General features: G+C 40.4%; 17 protein-coding genes. 16 read left to right on the top strand and 1 reads right to left on the bottom strand.

Annotated elements, in window-relative coordinates:
- Nucleotides 1-502: 502 nt before the first annotated feature.
- From AC58UU_RS39385 to AC58UU_RS39340, 10 genes are all read left to right on the top strand, one after another.
- Entirely contained in the window at nucleotides 503-985 is a 483-nt protein-coding gene (locus AC58UU_RS39385) for a YoqH family protein (protein WP_497322947.1), read from the top strand.
- 198 nt (nucleotides 986-1183) lie between these two features.
- A complete protein-coding gene (locus tag AC58UU_RS39380) occupies nucleotides 1184-1855 on the top strand; it encodes a hypothetical protein (protein ID WP_497322946.1) in 672 nt (223 codons plus the stop codon).
- Nucleotides 1856-1985: 130 nt separating this feature from the next.
- Complete coding sequence (locus AC58UU_RS39375) at nucleotides 1986-2294, top strand: hypothetical protein (protein WP_497322945.1); 309 nt, start codon at nucleotides 1986-1988, stop codon at nucleotides 2292-2294.
- 133 nt (nucleotides 2295-2427) lie between these two features.
- A complete protein-coding gene (locus AC58UU_RS39370) occupies nucleotides 2428-2904 on the top strand; it encodes a hypothetical protein (protein ID WP_497322943.1) in 477 nt (158 codons plus the stop codon).
- Nucleotides 2905-3148: 244 nt separating this feature from the next.
- Nucleotides 3149-3526, top strand: coding sequence for a hypothetical protein (locus AC58UU_RS39365; RefSeq protein WP_497322942.1), 378 nt, complete (start codon nucleotides 3149-3151; stop codon nucleotides 3524-3526).
- 233 nt (nucleotides 3527-3759) lie between these two features.
- Nucleotides 3760-4338 carry a TetR/AcrR family transcriptional regulator gene (locus tag AC58UU_RS39360; RefSeq protein ID WP_497322940.1) on the top strand — a complete coding sequence of 193 codons (579 nt, stop codon included), beginning with the start codon at nucleotides 3760-3762 and terminating at the stop codon, nucleotides 4336-4338.
- Between the two features lie 365 nt (nucleotides 4339-4703).
- Nucleotides 4704-5405: an SDR family oxidoreductase gene (locus AC58UU_RS39355; protein ID WP_497322938.1), complete on the top strand. Its 702-nt coding sequence runs from the start codon at nucleotides 4704-4706 to the stop codon at nucleotides 5403-5405.
- The gene (locus AC58UU_RS39350) at nucleotides 5402-6187 is read left to right on the top strand and encodes an SDR family NAD(P)-dependent oxidoreductase (protein ID WP_429313279.1); all 786 of its coding nucleotides are present in this window, start codon (nucleotides 5402-5404) and stop codon (nucleotides 6185-6187) included. Before AC58UU_RS39355 ends, AC58UU_RS39350 begins: the two co-directional genes overlap by 4 nt.
- Before the next feature lie 56 nt (nucleotides 6188-6243).
- Nucleotides 6244-7326, top strand: a complete 1083-nt coding sequence (locus tag AC58UU_RS39345; protein ID WP_497322937.1) for an alkene reductase — start codon at nucleotides 6244-6246, stop codon at nucleotides 7324-7326.
- 80 nt (nucleotides 7327-7406) lie between these two features.
- Nucleotides 7407-8429: an NADP-dependent oxidoreductase gene (locus tag AC58UU_RS39340; RefSeq protein WP_436244923.1), complete on the top strand. Its 1023-nt coding sequence runs from the start codon at nucleotides 7407-7409 to the stop codon at nucleotides 8427-8429.
- A 462-nt stretch (nucleotides 8430-8891) separates the two neighbouring features.
- Here AC58UU_RS39340 and AC58UU_RS39335 read toward each other — a convergent pair whose 3' ends face one another.
- Entirely contained in the window at nucleotides 8892-9506 is a 615-nt protein-coding gene (locus AC58UU_RS39335; RefSeq protein WP_497322936.1) for a TetR/AcrR family transcriptional regulator, read from the bottom strand.
- Between the two features lie 165 nt (nucleotides 9507-9671).
- Here AC58UU_RS39335 and kynU point away from each other — a divergent pair, with 165 nt between their 5' ends.
- The 6 genes from kynU to AC58UU_RS39305 all read left to right on the top strand — a co-directional run bounded on the left by kynU (nucleotide 9672) and on the right by AC58UU_RS39305 (nucleotide 15518).
- Nucleotides 9672-10958 carry a kynureninase gene (gene kynU / locus AC58UU_RS39330; RefSeq protein ID WP_497322934.1) on the top strand — a complete coding sequence of 429 codons (1287 nt, stop codon included), beginning with the start codon at nucleotides 9672-9674 and terminating at the stop codon, nucleotides 10956-10958.
- A 30-nt stretch (nucleotides 10959-10988) separates the two neighbouring features.
- Nucleotides 10989-12368 carry an amino acid permease gene (locus tag AC58UU_RS39325; protein WP_497322932.1) on the top strand — a complete coding sequence of 460 codons (1380 nt, stop codon included), beginning with the start codon at nucleotides 10989-10991 and terminating at the stop codon, nucleotides 12366-12368.
- A gap of 58 nt (nucleotides 12369-12426) precedes the next feature.
- Nucleotides 12427-13275, top strand: coding sequence for a tryptophan 2,3-dioxygenase (gene kynA / locus AC58UU_RS39320; RefSeq protein ID WP_497322931.1), 849 nt, complete (start codon nucleotides 12427-12429; stop codon nucleotides 13273-13275).
- Between the two features lie 31 nt (nucleotides 13276-13306).
- Nucleotides 13307-13927 (top strand): arylformamidase, encoded by a 621-nt coding sequence (gene kynB / locus AC58UU_RS39315; RefSeq protein ID WP_497322929.1) that lies wholly within the window; start codon nucleotides 13307-13309, stop codon nucleotides 13925-13927.
- A gap of 410 nt (nucleotides 13928-14337) precedes the next feature.
- Entirely contained in the window at nucleotides 14338-14745 is a 408-nt protein-coding gene (locus AC58UU_RS39310) for a hypothetical protein (protein ID WP_497322927.1), read from the top strand.
- 263 nt (nucleotides 14746-15008) lie between these two features.
- The gene (locus AC58UU_RS39305; RefSeq protein ID WP_497322925.1) at nucleotides 15009-15518 is read left to right on the top strand and encodes a hypothetical protein; all 510 of its coding nucleotides are present in this window, start codon (nucleotides 15009-15011) and stop codon (nucleotides 15516-15518) included.
- Nucleotides 15519-15632: the final 114 nt, after the last annotated feature.

Here is a 15632-nt window from a genome sequence, read left to right as displayed (position 1 = left end):
ATAGTTGATCGACCTTCCTCACCCAGCCGTAGTAGAAGTATTGACGGATTTTATCCATTTTCATCCTCTGTGGTGCAGCGCTGGTCTTGCGCTGCATGAACGGCTAACGGGAAACGATAGCGGAATTATAGATAGTCAAGACTTTAATTAATAAGGTCTTTGACTGTCTTTTTAGCGAGCTTTCTGGACTCTACAATATCGAGATCTAGATGAACGAAACCTTGGTCCTGAGTCCGAGAAATCAATTACGGATATTTGTTTTCCCGTTCGAAAGAAATAATAGACAGAACAACTTTTAGGCGGTCTTACCGCAGGTTCGAATAGCTCAGTTAATTACGCTAACGGGAGACGAGAGTTCAATAACAACATGAGAAGGCAGCGGACCAAATTGGATCGGCTGCCTTTTCTCAAGTAACGAGCAGTAATGCTGCTTCGATACGTTTAGAATTTCGGATACCTTTGCTGAATGGAGGGATAATATACAAAAAAAGGTATTGGTGAAATGAAAAAAATTCTGATTTTGTTATGTTTAATGACAGCTTTTTCGAGTATGACTATCTCCCATGCACAGCCACTTGAAGGAACAAATGCTTGCAGCCTTATTTTAAATGCTAAAGATAATGTTCCTTCTATTAATGCAAAAGGCGTGGCTCTTACTTATCCCATCAAAAGGTTGTTTAGCTCTGGAAAAATAAGCTTAAGCATTCATGCCCAATACTTGCCAGATCCCTCTTCTAGGGGGAACTATGACCGTTATGAAGGCTTTGCTCAAGTGCCTGGTGTTATCAGTTGGAGATTCACATTATACCCCGTATCTGATTATCAAAAAGATCCAACATGGGCTGGAAGGTTGGATGAAATTTCTGGTCCATACTTAGAAAATGCTTCTGTGCAAGTTCGTCTTTCTAATTCAAAAGAAAATACACTAGGACCAATTGTTTTAGAGAACCACATGAAAAACTGTAACTTCCAGGTATTTCGCTAACGGATAACGAGTTCAACACCAAAACGGCTGCCGCGAGGCAGCCGTCATTGAGCTAACGGGTAGCAGAGGCCGCCGCAATCTGCTCCTTGTTTATTGTTATAACCTAACACTACGCGTTACCCCATGTTATAGCGAAAACTAAACAAACCTCATAATACGTACTATCTGTAGATACAGGAATGGAGGAGAAGAGGATATATGAAGATGCTTTTATTAGCAGGGGGGATATGTTACTTATTGCAATCGGCTGTATTCTCTGAACAGAATAAATACTGTAATGCGCTGCAAGAAATCGCTCGCTCGAGCGATGGACATACATTAATGATTGCTTGTGATAAAGTCCAAGGAAATTATCAGGGGATTTTCGTAAAATCAGGCGATAAACAGCAGTTCTTTAACTGGAGCAATTCCGTGAATAAAACGTATGCTCCTGAGATCTTTACTGATGATATCAACCATGATAAGGTACCAGAGATCGTCGTGGTTTTGACAAAAGATCATGGCACAGGACTTGCTGTTCGAGAGGCGCACATTTTGAATTCTAAGACCTTTGGTGAAATTCCACTGGTGGATCCCGTAACGGTAGTGAAGCAAAGGGTTACATCTTCAAAGAATAAATCTGGAGTGCAGGTCATTGTAGATGGCAAAGAGCAGCATATTTCTACAAAGCAAATCGGTATCGATCAAGAAAAATGGTTCGATCATTTGTATTTCGGCAACATTATTCGTTTTGAAATAAAGGATCATATGCTGATTTCTCGGCTACCAGGGCAGATTTCTCCGGGGGGGTTTATAGGCGAAACTGTCATTCACTATGAGTTTCAAGAAAATCTGTTTGTTCCTTGGAAAGTTGAGTTCAATTTTTACTAATCAGACAAGTCCCTTTCAGCCCAAGGATATTATGGGCCAATGGCACTCGATCATATTGAATGCATTGTTATAGAGCAAGAGCGTTCATTGAAGTAACGGAAAACGATAGTTCACATTTGGAGGAGTTACTATGGCTGATGTAGAAGCCAAGATCACCATTTTTAGTCAAGGTGGGAGAAAAAGACCAGTCTTCTCTGGTTACCGTCCAGCACATTTAATTATTGATGACTATATTACAACTGGTGAACACCAATATTATGATCGGGACTTGGTGGAGTTAGGTGAAACTGTACTTGGAACAATTACCTTCATTTCACCTGAGTTCTATCCCGAAAGTGTCTGGATTGGGAAAGTTATAAGAATTCAAGAAGGATCCAGACTTGTTGGATTTGCTGAAATTACTAAAGTATTTAATCCTCTTTTGTTAAAACTCCATTGAGACACACGCGTTAACGGGTACGATACTAAAATGAAACAAGGAGCGGTTAGCTATTTGGCAGCTGCTCCTTTTTTCATTAATCTATTCTATTGAGCGGTTTTCTTCAAAACTTCATGATAAAATGGATTAGAAGATGGAAAAACAAGTAAATATAAAGGATATTATTTTTATGACTAACTCAAGGTTCAAAGATACTGGTGAAAGAGTTTACGACTTTTTATTTAATCATAACATTCTTATTGAGTACCCCCATTGTATGAAATATGCCAAAGGGATAAGAAAGAGCGAAGGTGAATTCGGATATATTCTCCAATGTAAACGTTGTAGTGTTTTGAGTGATCCAATGGTTGGTACGTGGGGGAACGGTACTTTTATGGGGATGAATCTTTGGTTGAGAACAAATTGTTGTAGCAACTTGCTTTGGGCTTATAACAAAGAGCATTTAGATTTTATGGATAGTTATATCGACTCTTCATTGCGTGAAAGAATCCCCTATAAAAATCAGAGTTTGGCAAGCAGGCTACCTGATTGGATTAAGAGTGGAAAGAATCGCAATGAACTTTCAAAAGGAATTGCAAAATTACGAAACAAGCTTGAAATTTGCGACTAAAACGAAGATTTTTCAAGCTAACGCAGAACGATAGTTCGGCACAAACTTAATAAGGTTGCCGCGGGAATTTAACGGGCTGCCTTTTCCACGCGCTAACGGACAGATTAGCAGAGGAGGAATGTGCATAATTAACACCATGACAAAGCTGCCGCGTTAAACGGCAGCTTTGTCGCGAACGGGCAGGATAGCTTAGTAGTCTGGACGAATTTTAAAAATACAAAAATTGTGTTACGGGGTTTAATTAATGGATGTTGTGATTGATAATTATATCGGAAGTTGGACGGACCATTCCGGTCATATATTAATAATAAAAAAGATAGATAATATCGAGGTTAGAGTTAACTTCTACCCGTTTTTGGGAAGCGAACCTGTTAATCGAGATTTATTAGGGAGAACAGCACTATCTATTAATATGAAAGGAATTTTACAAGAACAAGGACTTCAAATCGAGTTAGGTGAAGAAGGATTAGGACCAAACCTTGAAATAAAGCATACAAAGATAAATAATAATCAGTATTTAGAACCAAGTGTCGTTATGGGTCTATATGATGATTTTGAGGATGACTTCGGTGTTCCATGGATATTTCCATTATCATACTATAAAAAGATTAAAACCGATTAATTCATACAAAGTATCTCACAGGTTAGGATTGAACGGGACACGATAGCTAAGGAGCCTGCTACGTCGGCGGCTCTTTTTCGTTTGTTGATTGAAGTAACGGGCAGGATAGTTCCAATATGTAGAATTGTAGGACAACCAACTCAATGGAAATATTATGTCATTCAAAAAAGAGCATAACGATTCTTTACTGATCGTTCTCAATATGTTATATTAATTGAGGGAGGGAGATGGGAATGGCGAGAAGCAAGGAGTTTGAAGAGAAAGAGGTCTTGGATAAGGCGATGCGGCTCTTTTGGGAGCAGGGGTACGAGAAAACGTCCATGACCGAGTTGGTTGAGCATATGGGTATTCATCGAAGAAGCTTGTATGATACTTTTGGAGATAAGCATAATCTGTTCCTGAAAGCGATGGATCGGTTTGACGACAAAATCAGCACCGCGCTTGCAGGAGGGGTTAAACGATCCAAGACCGCATCGGAGGCATTACAGTTTATTTTTGGTTTCATGATCGACGGGGATGAGGACTCGCCAGCCGGCTGCTTAATGGTGAATTCGGCCGTAGAATTGGCGGCGCGCGACGTCGAGGTGGATAACAAGTCCACGAAAGCATTCACGACAGCAGAGCAATTGCTCAGGGAGATTATTATTTGGGGACAACGTGACGGTGAATTCACCTCCACATACAATGCTGAGGAATTGGCGGAATACCTGCATAATGTATGGATTGGGTTAAGGGTAATGGCAAGAACCTCGGCTTCCAAAGAAAAGCTTCACCGTATTACTCATATTTCGATGAAGCTCCTGGAAGAATAAGGGTAATTGTGGTAGTCAGTTCAGATGTGAAGTCTCCCTTCTGCTAATCCATGCTCTTTGCGATCGAGTTATCTTACGCCTATTTTAGAATGAACATTCTCAAAAATAATCGCCGAAAGAAGCTCTAAAGCATAGTTTACAATGAAGTTTATCAGCGCAGTTAAAACAACAAACAACACAACACACAAAAACAACAGAGTAAGGCACGCAGCATTTTTTTTACGATATTGAGAATGATCGTTCTCGTTAAAAAACAAGTATCGAGTAAAACTCGCTTACCGTACTTACTACGTATCAAAACGCAGACCGAATAGCTTCAAGAAAACAATTTCATAAACAGAATACAATAAAAGGAGCACATGAAAATGAATATTGCTCAACAAGTTGCATTTGTCACTGGCGCGAACCGAGGTTTTGGTCGCCATCTTGCCCTTGAACTTCTATCCAGAGGGGCTAAGGTGTATGCCGGAGCAAGAAATCCGCAGTCCATTGACATTCCCGGTGCAATTCCTGTAAAGCTTGATATTACGAACCCTCAAGAGGTAGCTGCAGCTGCTATGGCCGCTCAAGATGTAACGCTTCTGATCAACAATGCAGGATCGGCTACAGGCGCTACTTTGCTTGACGGTGATCTCGATCAAATTCAGTTGGAATTTAATACGCACTTCTTTGGCACATTATCCATGATTCGCAATTTCGCACCTATTCTTATTAATAATGGTGGAGGATCCATACTGAATATCCTTTCCGCATTATCATGGTTCAGTAGTGGGGGGAGTGAAGGCGCTTATTCGGCTGCAAAGGCGGCTGCGTGGGCAATGACGAACGAGTTGCGCTTAAATCTGTATCCTCAAAATGTGAGAGTAGCTGGCTTGCATGTGGGCTTTATGGATACAGACATGACGTCAGGCGTTGAAGCTCCGAAGTCCAACCCTGCTGATATTGCAAAAATTGCAATTGATGGAATAGAGTCCGATAGCTTTGAAATTCTTGCTGATGAACCGAGCCGTCAACTCCAGCGTGCTCTCGCTGGCGGTGTAGCTGCTATTTACCCACAGCTTAAATGATGAGCAAAACTGTACTAATTACCGGAGCGTCGGGCGGAATTGGAAAAGAGCTGGCGGATCGTTTCGCCAAAGACGGATACGACTTGGTGCTGGTCGCACGCAGCGAGGACAAGCTCGTGGATCTCGCGAGGGAATATCGGGAAAAGTACCGTGTCCAAACGACATACATCGCCAAAGATGTTGCGTTACCTGGCGTGGCGGAGGAAATCTACAGGGAGCTTAAAGAAAAAGGGATCACCGTCGACTTTCTTGTTAATAATGCGGGCTTCGGCTTGTACGGGGAATTCTTGGAGACACAGCTGGAGCAAGAGACGAATATGATCGACATTAATATCAAGGCTCTGACTGTAATGACGAAGGTGTTCTTACCGGATATGGTCAAAAGGCACCAAGGGGGCGTGCTGAATGTGGCTTCGTTGGTGGCTTTTTTTCCTGGACCACTGATGGCAGTTTACTACGCGACAAAAGCGTACGTACTATCGTTCACTGAGGCTTTGGAGAATGAGCTGCGCGGCACAGGCGTGACTGTGTCCGCACTCTGTCCGGGAGCGACAGCGACTGGCTTTGTCGATCGTGCTGGGCTAGCCACCTCAAAGCTGTTTAGAAGCGGCGTCATGGAGGTTGGGCAGGTGGCTGACATAGGATATCGCGAATTCTTGCGGGGCAAGACTTTAATCATAACAGGGGGGCGCAACAAGTTCATGGCGTTCTTGCCGCGGTTGCTGCCTCGCAAGCTCATGACAAATGCGGTCAGATCCGCACAGGCTAAAGTGGAGCGATAATCGAAAGAAACATTGAAGTTAATAAAATAAACTCAATTCAAAGAGGGGTTTTTAAAATGGAAAAACTGTGGAGCAAAACGAAAATTGGCAACCTGGAATTACCCCATCGGTTAGCGATGGCACCAATGACACGAAGTAGAGCGCAAGAGGATGGTACGCCGGGAGAGCTAACTTCCCATTATTATGCTCAAAGAGCATCGATGGGTTTAATTATTACTGAAGGCACACAACCTTCTGATGATGGTCAAGGTTACTTAAGGTCACCGGGCATCTATACGGAAAAGCATATTGAAGGTTGGAAAAAGGTTACGGATGCGGTACATAAAGTAGGTGGATTTATATTTATCCAATTAATGCATGTCGGTCGTGTTTCGCACCCCGACAATACACCACATCATCGTCAACCCGTTGCACCATCTGCGATCGCACCCGGTGTAGAAATGTTTACGGCTAAAGGGATGCAGGAAATACCCGTTCCAAGAGAGTTAAGTGAAGAAGATATCCAGACGACAATTGCAGACTTCCGGAAAGCAGCAGCGGCAGCTATTAAAGCAGGAGCTGACGGCGTTGAAATTCATGGAGCAAATGGTTATCTGATTAATCAATTTATTGGGGAGAATTCTAATACACGATCGGATAAATACGGTGGATCGATAGAGAACCGTGCTCGCTTTGCAATTGAAGTAACGAAAGCAATCGTTGAAGAAATTGGAGCAGAACAAACAGGCTTCCGTATTTCGCCGGGAACACCTCTTAACGGAATTGATGAGGGCGAACACGGTCCTGAAGTTTATCTTCACCTTGTAAAAGAATTAGCTCAATATAATTTAGCTTACCTCCATGTTATGCATTTAGGGAACGAAACACTGCTCCGTGAAATTCGCAACATCTGGCCAAATCCATTATTAGTCAATAGAGCTGGACGGGCTCTAGAAGATCTTAGTGTAGATATTGATAATGGCCTTGCTGATATGGCGCCAGTCGGGGTATGGTCATTAGCTAATCCGGACTTAGTTGAACGTCTTAAAGAAGGCTTTCCTTTGAATGAAGCAGATCGTAAAACATTGTACTCTGGTAACGGAAGCGAGGGTTACACAGATTATCCTACGATGAAAGAACTCAACAACAGTAATGAATAACATGGATATTGCTTTATGATGGCGTACAAGTTAAAGTACGCCATCAATTTTTCCAATAAACGAATGTGGAATTAAGATAAATGAGAAAAGGAGAAGATGAAGAATTGAAAGCTGCACAAATGGAAAAATATTCAAAACAAATCCAATTAGAAATAAACAATATAAAAATACCGGAAATCAATAACCATGAGGTTCTTATCAAAGTAAAAGCTGCAGGTGTAAATCCCTTAGACATTCTTATTTTAAATGGTAGTATTCGCATGATTGCCGATTATGACTTCCCTTTAACTTTAGGAAACGAACTATCCGGCGTTATTGAGGCTGTTGGAAAAGATGTTGTGAAATTCAAGGTTGGAGATCCCGTTTATACGAGGCTGCCAATAAATAAAATCGGAGCTTTTGCTGAGTATGCGGCAGTCCATGAGGATGCGATTTCCGTTATGCCTAAAAATCTTTCTTTTATTGAGGCCGCCGCGGTACCCCTCACGGCTTTGACTGCATATCAAGCCTTGCATGATGTACTTCATGTTCAACCCGATAAAAAACTATTTATTCCTGGAGGAACTGGCGGCTTTGGTACGATGGCTATCCCGATTGCCAAATCGATGGGGTTATATGTGATTACGAGCGGCAGTGAAAGAGGGAGATCACGTACACTGTCCATCGGCGCTGATCAATTCATTAACTATAAAGAGGAAAATTATTTTGATTTGCTATCTAATATCGATTATGTTATCGATACATTGGGGGCAAAAGAAATTAAAACGGAACTTGCTATTCTCAAACCCCAAGGGAAATTGGTATCATTGAAGGCTTTACCCAATTACCGCTTTGCTGCTGAAAATAACTTTCCAATATGGAAAAAGCTATTGTTTGGTTTAGTAGGTGCTCGTTTAGATCGATTAGCAGTTAAACAGAATAAAGAATATCGCTTCTTATTCGTGTCCGCCAATGGCAGGCAATTACAAAAACTGACGAAACTAGTTGAGGATGAAGATATTAAGCCCGCTATAGATTCAGTTTATAATTTTGATGACATTAACATGGCTTTAAATAAAGTTTCTACTGGCCACTCCGAAGGAAAAGTGATAGTAACCTTTTAAGGAGAGGATATATGAATTTTGGAAATACGCTCGAAAGGTGCCTTGGCATAACACCGCATTCACGCTTCGTAGCATTTGGCTGATTACGCTAACGGGAAACATATAGTTGAACAAAACAAGGAGCAGTTCTGCCACTGATATGCTCCCCTTACAGTAGACAGGTGAAATAATAAAACCTTCTACTGTAAGGGGAGCTTTTTCATGCTTAACGAAAAATACTGTACTTCAAAGAAACTCGCTATCCTTGAGCAAATAGTAAGTGGAGAAATTGGCGGATTTGTCCAGAAAGGTTACGTGAAGTTTCACTTTTATGATAATGATGGTAATCGCTTTAACTTATGTAACTTTTAGAGCTCAAGTATGGGGGTTGATCCAAAGGGCGTGGACATTGCTACGCCTTTTTCCGTTACCTTGCCTATCTTCACCAATAATGATTTGTTATTTTCTTTTATGGAAATACCTTTAGAGATAAAGGCCAGTAGTATATAGAGTTGTAATGGTATTAGCAATCTCTTCAACAGAATTATGATGTTCGTTTCGAACAATTTCCCAAAGATACATTTCATTTGTAAAAAACCAGCCTCGTGCAACAAGCACTTGGTTTAATTTAGCTCTAGCTAGCCCATTTTGCTGTGAATAGGCAATGTCCATGGAGATTCGATGAATAAACTGTTCACGAATTGCTTTCCACTTATCTGAAATAACAGATGATACCCCAATGGCCTGCTCGAAGATTTGCATCATATTACGTTCTGCCTCTGCCATTTTTAAAAAATCATAGGTTTGCTTTTTAATGATTTGCTCTGCTTCTTCTTTCGATTTTGGGAAGAAAGAGATCTCGGCAATTTCATAAAATTGCGCCATGACATTCTCCATTAATACGCATAAAAGATCCTCTTTCCCTTCAAAATGAACATAGGCTGTTCCGTACCCGATGCTTGCTTTTTTGATCATTTGAGAGATCGTCGCTTTTTGAAAACCTTCTTCTAGAAATACTTCCTTTGCAGCTTCCAGTAACTTTTGACGAGTCACTGCTGAGCGTAAATGTCGTTTATCCCCTATTTTATCATTTCTCATTCCAATTCCTCCCCTATTAATTATCTTCTAGGATATAAGGATTTCTCTGAAAAGGAAAGATTTGTTTAGATCGAATCGTCTGGATAATAATATTGACACCATGTCATATTCATTGATATGATGTCCCTAGCAAGAGCAATTTTAAATAAAGAAGGGGATGATACGGTGCTTTCCAATTTCTTTCAACCTACATTAGATTTCGCAAAACAATTGGATAAAGAGGATAACCTTTCACGTTTTCGGGAAGAATTTTATTTACAGCCTGATTCCATCTATATGGATGGGAATTCATTGGGGCTGCTTTCGAGAAGAGCTGAACGTACACTATTGGAATCTTTAGCTGATTGGAAAAAACATGGCATCGATGGATGGACACAAGGGAATCATCCATGGTTTACCTTATCGGAGAAATTAGGCGAGTTGAGTGCACTGTTGGTAGGAGCTTTTCCTAATGAAGTTATTGTAACCGGTTCCACAACTGTAAATTTACATCAACTTGTAGCTACTTTTTATAAGCCTCAAGGGACACGCACCAAAATTTTGGCAGATGAACTAACGTTTCCATCTGATATTTATGCTCTTCAAAGTCAACTTCGCACCCATGGATATGATTCAGATACTCATCTCATCCGTGTGAAAAGCCGGGATGGCCGGTTTTTAGAAGAAGATGATATGATCGAGGCTATGACCGATGACATTGCTTTGATCATCTTGCCTACGGTTCTGTATCGCAGTGGTCAAATATTGGACATGAAGCGATTAACGGCAGAAGCTCATAAAAGAGGCATTTTAATCGGATTTGACGGATGTCATTCGATCGGGGCGATCCCGCATTCGTTTAGCGAATGGGATGTTGACTTTGCGTATTGGTGCAACTACAAACATCTAAACGGCGGTCCTGGCTGTGTTGGCGGTTTATTTGTGAATCGTAAACATTTTGGAACTAACCCTGGATTGGCTGGATGGTTCGGGTCCAGAAAAGATAAACAATTCGATATGGAACATACGTTAACACCAGCCGAATCAGCGGGAGCCTATCAAATTGGAACGCCACACGTACTAAGCCTTGCACCTTTACTAGGATCTTTAGAAATTTTTGCAGAAGCCGGTATTGAGAATATTCGCCAAAAGTCGCTTCAAATCAATCAATATTTAATGAACTTAATTGAACATGAGTTAGCAGATTATGGGTTCATCATTGGAAGTCCCAGAGAAGACCTGCGTCGCGGAGGTCACGTGAGTCTTGAACATGAAGAAGCTGCGCGCATTTGCAAGGCATTGAAAAAAAGTGGCGTGATTCCGGATTTCCGAGCACCTAACATCATTCGTCTTGCTCCGGTTTCACTGTATACTTCTTACGAAGAAGTTTGGGAAGTCATACAAATTCTCAAAAAAATCATGGTAGAAGAACAATACAAAATATTTCATAATGAACGTGAAGTTGTTGCGTAAATGCCTTTTGACGAAAAAGGGGGATGAAATATGATAAATAAATATACGCAATCGAATAATGGACATGAACTAGAGAATGGGTTAAAGCGTGATTTAAAAACTAACCAGCTTACGATGATTGCCATGGGTTGTGCCATCGGGACGGGATTGTTCCTAGGCAGCGGGCTAGCCATTAAAACAGCAGGTCCAAGTGTATTGCTCAGTTATGGAATAGGCGCATTTATCGTATTGTTGTTAATGGGATGTTTAGCGGAAATGACGGTCGCTCATCCTACTTCGGGATCTTTTGGAACGATTTCTGAAAAATACATCAATCCCATGGCAGGCTTTCTTGTTCGTTATTCGTATTGGATAGCCAATGTTCTTGCTATTGGGGTAGAAGTAAGTGCAATAGCTGTTTATATGAAATATTGGTTTCCGACTGTGCCGGAAATCGCATGGATTTTATTGTTTGCCGCGTTGCTAATTTATATAAATGCCAAGAGTGTTAACATATTTGGTACTGTTGAGTATTGGTTCTCTATGATAAAAATAAGTGCAATTGTCGGTTTCATTCTTCTTGGATCTTATATCCTATTTGGAACATCCGGACAGTCAAATATCGGACCTGAAAACTTAGTGAATGATGGAGGTTTTTTACCCTTTGGCTGGTGGGGCATGTGGGTTGCTATCTTTATTTCTTTATTCAGCTTTTTGGGAACAGAAATGATAGCGGTTACAGCAGGGGAGTCAAAAGACCCCGACGTAGCCGTACCTAAAGCGTTGAAATCAACCGTATTCCGTTTATCTACCTTCTATGTTTTGACAATTGGTATCATGTTAATGGTTGTTCCATGGAAATCAGCGGGGATCGATAAAAGTCCATTCGTAAAAGTAATGGAAATCTTGAATATTCCAGGAGCATCTGGAATCATGAATTTTATCATTTTAACGGCTGCTTTATCGGCAATGAACAGTCAACTTTATGCTTCAACACGTATGATGTTTTCATTGTCGCGCGGTAATCATGCCCCTGCTTTTTTGGGGAAAATTAATAAAAAAGGGGTTCCTGTCAGTGCCCTTACTGTTTCTACACTTGGAATTTTTATTGCCGCAGCAATTAATGCGATACTCCCAGATTCATCCTATGCATTGATGATGGGAATTTCAATGTTCGGGGCTATATTCACTTGGCTTATGGTGTTCATTTCTCATTTATTTTTCAGAAGAAAGTGGGAGGAAATGGGTGGTCGCCAATTGCCGGTGAGAATGCTTGGTTTTCCATATTTAACGATTTTGGGAGCGGTTCTACTATTTAGTTTAATGATTTCTACATGGTTTACAGGTTTTAAAATTATGCTTCAATTCGGGATTCCGTGGTTACTGTTTCTGTCTGCTGCTTATTTCGTTTGGAAAAAAAGGAACAATTAATCATCATGCCGTGCAGCAAACTGTTGGATTTCTCTTATGAGGAGAGGGGCGTTACAGAATGAATAACAATGAACAAAACAAAAGTATGGGGCTCGAAAAAGAAATTCAAACAGATTTTAGCAAAAAGATGTCTTATGGAGATTATCTCCATCTGGATAAGATTTTATCTAGTCAACATAGATGTTCTGAACACCATGATGAAATGCTTTTTATCATTATCCATCAGGCCAGTGAATTATGGATGAAGCTCATTTTACATGAGGTGAAAGCTTCTGCCCAGAGTATACGCAATAACGATTTGGAACCATCATTTAAAATGTTGTCGCGTGTTTCGAGAATTCAGCAGCAATTGATACAGTCATGGAGCGTCCTCTCCACGTTGACGCCGGCTGAATACATGGAGTTTAGGGATAAATTGGGCCAATCTTCTGGGTTCCAGTCTTATCAGAATCGTTTGATTGAATTTGCGCTAGGCAACAAGAATGTCCATACGTTATCAGTTTTTCAACATCAGATCGATCTATACGAGCAAATGCAGCAATCTCTTCATGAGCCAAGTATTTATGATGCGGCAATCAATGCGCTTGCGGTGCGTGGATTACCTATTGATCAAGAAGCTCTTAACAGGGATTGGTCGCAAAGCTATCAACCAAATGCCAGTGTAGAAGAGGCGTGGCTGACAGTTTACCGCAATGTCGATCAATATTGGGATTTATATGAGTTAGCAGAGAAACTAGTGGACATTGGAAGCCAGCAGCAATTATGGCGTTTTAATCATATGACTACAGTGGAAAGAATTATTGGTCATAAACAAGGAACAGGTGGCTCATCAGGTGTTACTTATTTAAAAAGAGCTCTGGACCAACACTTCTTCCCGGAACTATGGAGTCTAAGAGCGAAGCTATAAGAAGAAATCGGAAGAAACGGAGGCAAAATACTTGGGGACATGGATTGATATTTCACAGCCTCTAGACGGAAAGGTCGCAGTCTGGCCAGGAGACACACCATTCTCATACAAAGTTAATTGGAGTAAAGAAGAGAGTGGATCTGTCAATGTAGGTCAAATCAACATGAGTATACACACCGGTACTCATATTGATGCACCTTTTCATTTTGATAATGAGGGAAAAAGAGTAATTGAACTGGATCTCGATTTATATATTGGAAGTGCCCGTGTTGTCAATTTGCCAAACAATACATCCATCGGAGTCAATGAAATATCCGGTATAGATCTTAATGGGATTACCCGTCTGTTAATTCGTACAGATGCATGGAAGGATCGACGTGTGTTCCCACAAACCATTCCTCACCTCCAACCAGAATTAGCGGCTTATCTTTCAGGACGCGGTGTTCGTCTTATTGGTCTTGATTTGCCGTCCGTAGATCCATTAGATAGTAAAGAACTATTAGCCCATCATGAACTTGCCAGTCATGGAATTCACATCTTGGAAGGGCTTGTCTTAGATGATGTTCTACCAGGGGATTATGAATTGATAGCCCTCCCACTCCCATTAGTTGAAGCAGATGGAAGTCCGGTACGTGCTGTTTTGAAAAAATAATAAAACCGGTGAGCCTCTGTCAGTGGTATTATAGGCGACTGAAAAATAATTAAAGCCCGTTTAAAGCCATTTCACTGGCTAAAAACGGGCTTTTTCCATTATAGATAATTATTGCCAAGACTTTGGCAGCGCTCTTCCGAGGAAGACCATTAGCAATAAATAGTATTTCAATGAGCTTATGAAAGCCAATTCATTTGGAAGCGAGTCTTAGCTGGAAATAGTCACTATTAACCACACTCCCAATTGTCAGGAGGCTATGCCCTGATTCCTAGCGTTTTTAATCAAAAAGTAGTGGAACGCGTCCGGGAGGCAGTGGTGACGTTGCCCGTAAAGTTCCTCGTTGCAACATTCGTGAGGAGTTCCACGTCTCATATTCAATAGATGGATTTGGTAAAGGGGGATTTTACAATTTGCTAAAAAGGATGATTATTTATGTTGTAATATGTAGTTTTGCTTTGTTGAATGGTTGCGGTAAAGAACCCACCAAGCAGATTTCAGAACAGCACATTGAGACTAAAACAATTAGAAATCCAACTGCACAAGAAGTTTTAATAATGGATTCGAATGCTAATATTTTTATGTATAAAGACACCATTTATAATGCAGGAGTTCCTTGGGTAGACGAGTTAAAATTAACCAAAGACATCCAAGTAACTGAAATTACTCACCAAAGTAATAATGGTAAAGCTTTTAATAACGAAACAGCAAATAAACTGGAAGTCGGAACAAAGATATTTCGTGTCAAAGAGCGAAATGACATACTGATAGCTGAAACAGGAAGAGGAGACATTAGATTTTATCAATTAGTTGAAGGATAATATTGATTCTCAATGTCGGATGCAACTATGCTCACACTATAATTAACCACTTGGGTCAATGGTTGTTCTGTTCCACGAATACAGTCGTCTCATTACGCTAACGGAAAACTATAGCTTCATAACAAAATCTAGCAGGCTGCCGGTGATAAATTCGGTGGCCTATTCCGCCAACGGGCAGTAATGCGTGATAAGATAGTGGTAATATATAGGGGATTGAACAAAGCTGAAAAGGGGTGGCATTAGTTAAAACATTTTGCATTTTTGTGGTGTTGTTATTATACATATTTCTAATTATTTCACCGAATAAAAGCTTCGCATTGGTATGTTCTGAAAGTGATGAACCAAGAGAATTATTTAAAAGACACGATTCGGTCTATATTGGCAAAGTCAAAGAGACAACGTTTGAGAACGTAGGTTCAATAAATCCAAAAAGCAGGGTAACATTTGAAGTCAAATCTGCATTGAAAGGCGATAATAGAGAAAATGTTACGATTGTAACTACCGCTGGTAGTGAATTTTTAAATGGTAAAGAGTATCTTGTGTATGCTTATAAAACAACGAAGAAGAATTACTTATATAAGTATGAACAAGGAGAATTAGCGACAGATACCTGGTGCGGTGGAACAAAAGAATTATCGCTTGCTAGTTATGACCTTGAAGAAATAGCTGAATTGAAAAAAAAGAATGAAATTCTTAATTATATTAAGGTTGTTTCGTTTGTAATTATTACGTTATTAGTGATATTAAGACGAAACCAGTACGGAAAACGATAATTAAACTACCATGAAAATTAAGAATCGGCAGTCGAAGAAAAAGAACAGCACTAAAGAAGACGCAGCTAATTCATTTTTTGAAAATGTGCAGCGCCTAGGATATTGGTGATCCGT

This window comes from Paenibacillus sp. JT22N1 (assembly GCF_059692155.1).
Note: the sequence above shows the minus strand (reverse complement) of the source record. Positions and strands in the feature narration are given on the sequence as shown.

Bases quoted from the DNA above. Each gene is read 5' to 3' on its own strand.
- AC58UU_RS39385 (WP_497322947.1), top strand. From the start codon at position 503: ATGAAAAAAATTCTGATTTTGTTATGTTTAATGACAGCTTTTTCGAGT.
- AC58UU_RS39380 (WP_497322946.1), top strand. From the start codon at position 1,184: ATGAAGATGCTTTTATTAGCAGGGGGGATATGTTACTTATTGCAATCG.
- AC58UU_RS39375 (WP_497322945.1), top strand. From the start codon at position 1,986: ATGGCTGATGTAGAAGCCAAGATCACCATTTTTAGTCAAGGTGGGAGA.
- AC58UU_RS39370 (WP_497322943.1), top strand. From the start codon at position 2,428: ATGGAAAAACAAGTAAATATAAAGGATATTATTTTTATGACTAACTCA.
- AC58UU_RS39365 (WP_497322942.1), top strand. From the start codon at position 3,149: ATGGATGTTGTGATTGATAATTATATCGGAAGTTGGACGGACCATTCC.
- AC58UU_RS39360 (WP_497322940.1), top strand. From the start codon at position 3,760: ATGGCGAGAAGCAAGGAGTTTGAAGAGAAAGAGGTCTTGGATAAGGCG.
- AC58UU_RS39355 (WP_497322938.1), top strand. From the start codon at position 4,704: ATGAATATTGCTCAACAAGTTGCATTTGTCACTGGCGCGAACCGAGGT.
- AC58UU_RS39350 (WP_429313279.1), top strand. From the start codon at position 5,402: ATGATGAGCAAAACTGTACTAATTACCGGAGCGTCGGGCGGAATTGGA.
- AC58UU_RS39345 (WP_497322937.1), top strand. From the start codon at position 6,244: ATGGAAAAACTGTGGAGCAAAACGAAAATTGGCAACCTGGAATTACCC.
- AC58UU_RS39340 (WP_436244923.1), top strand. From the start codon at position 7,407: ATGAGAAAAGGAGAAGATGAAGAATTGAAAGCTGCACAAATGGAAAAA.
- AC58UU_RS39335 (WP_497322936.1), bottom strand. From the start codon at position 9,506: ATGAGAAATGATAAAATAGGGGATAAACGACATTTACGCTCAGCAGTG.
- AC58UU_RS39325 (WP_497322932.1), top strand. From the start codon at position 10,989: ATGATAAATAAATATACGCAATCGAATAATGGACATGAACTAGAGAAT.
- kynA (WP_497322931.1), top strand. From the start codon at position 12,427: ATGAATAACAATGAACAAAACAAAAGTATGGGGCTCGAAAAAGAAATT.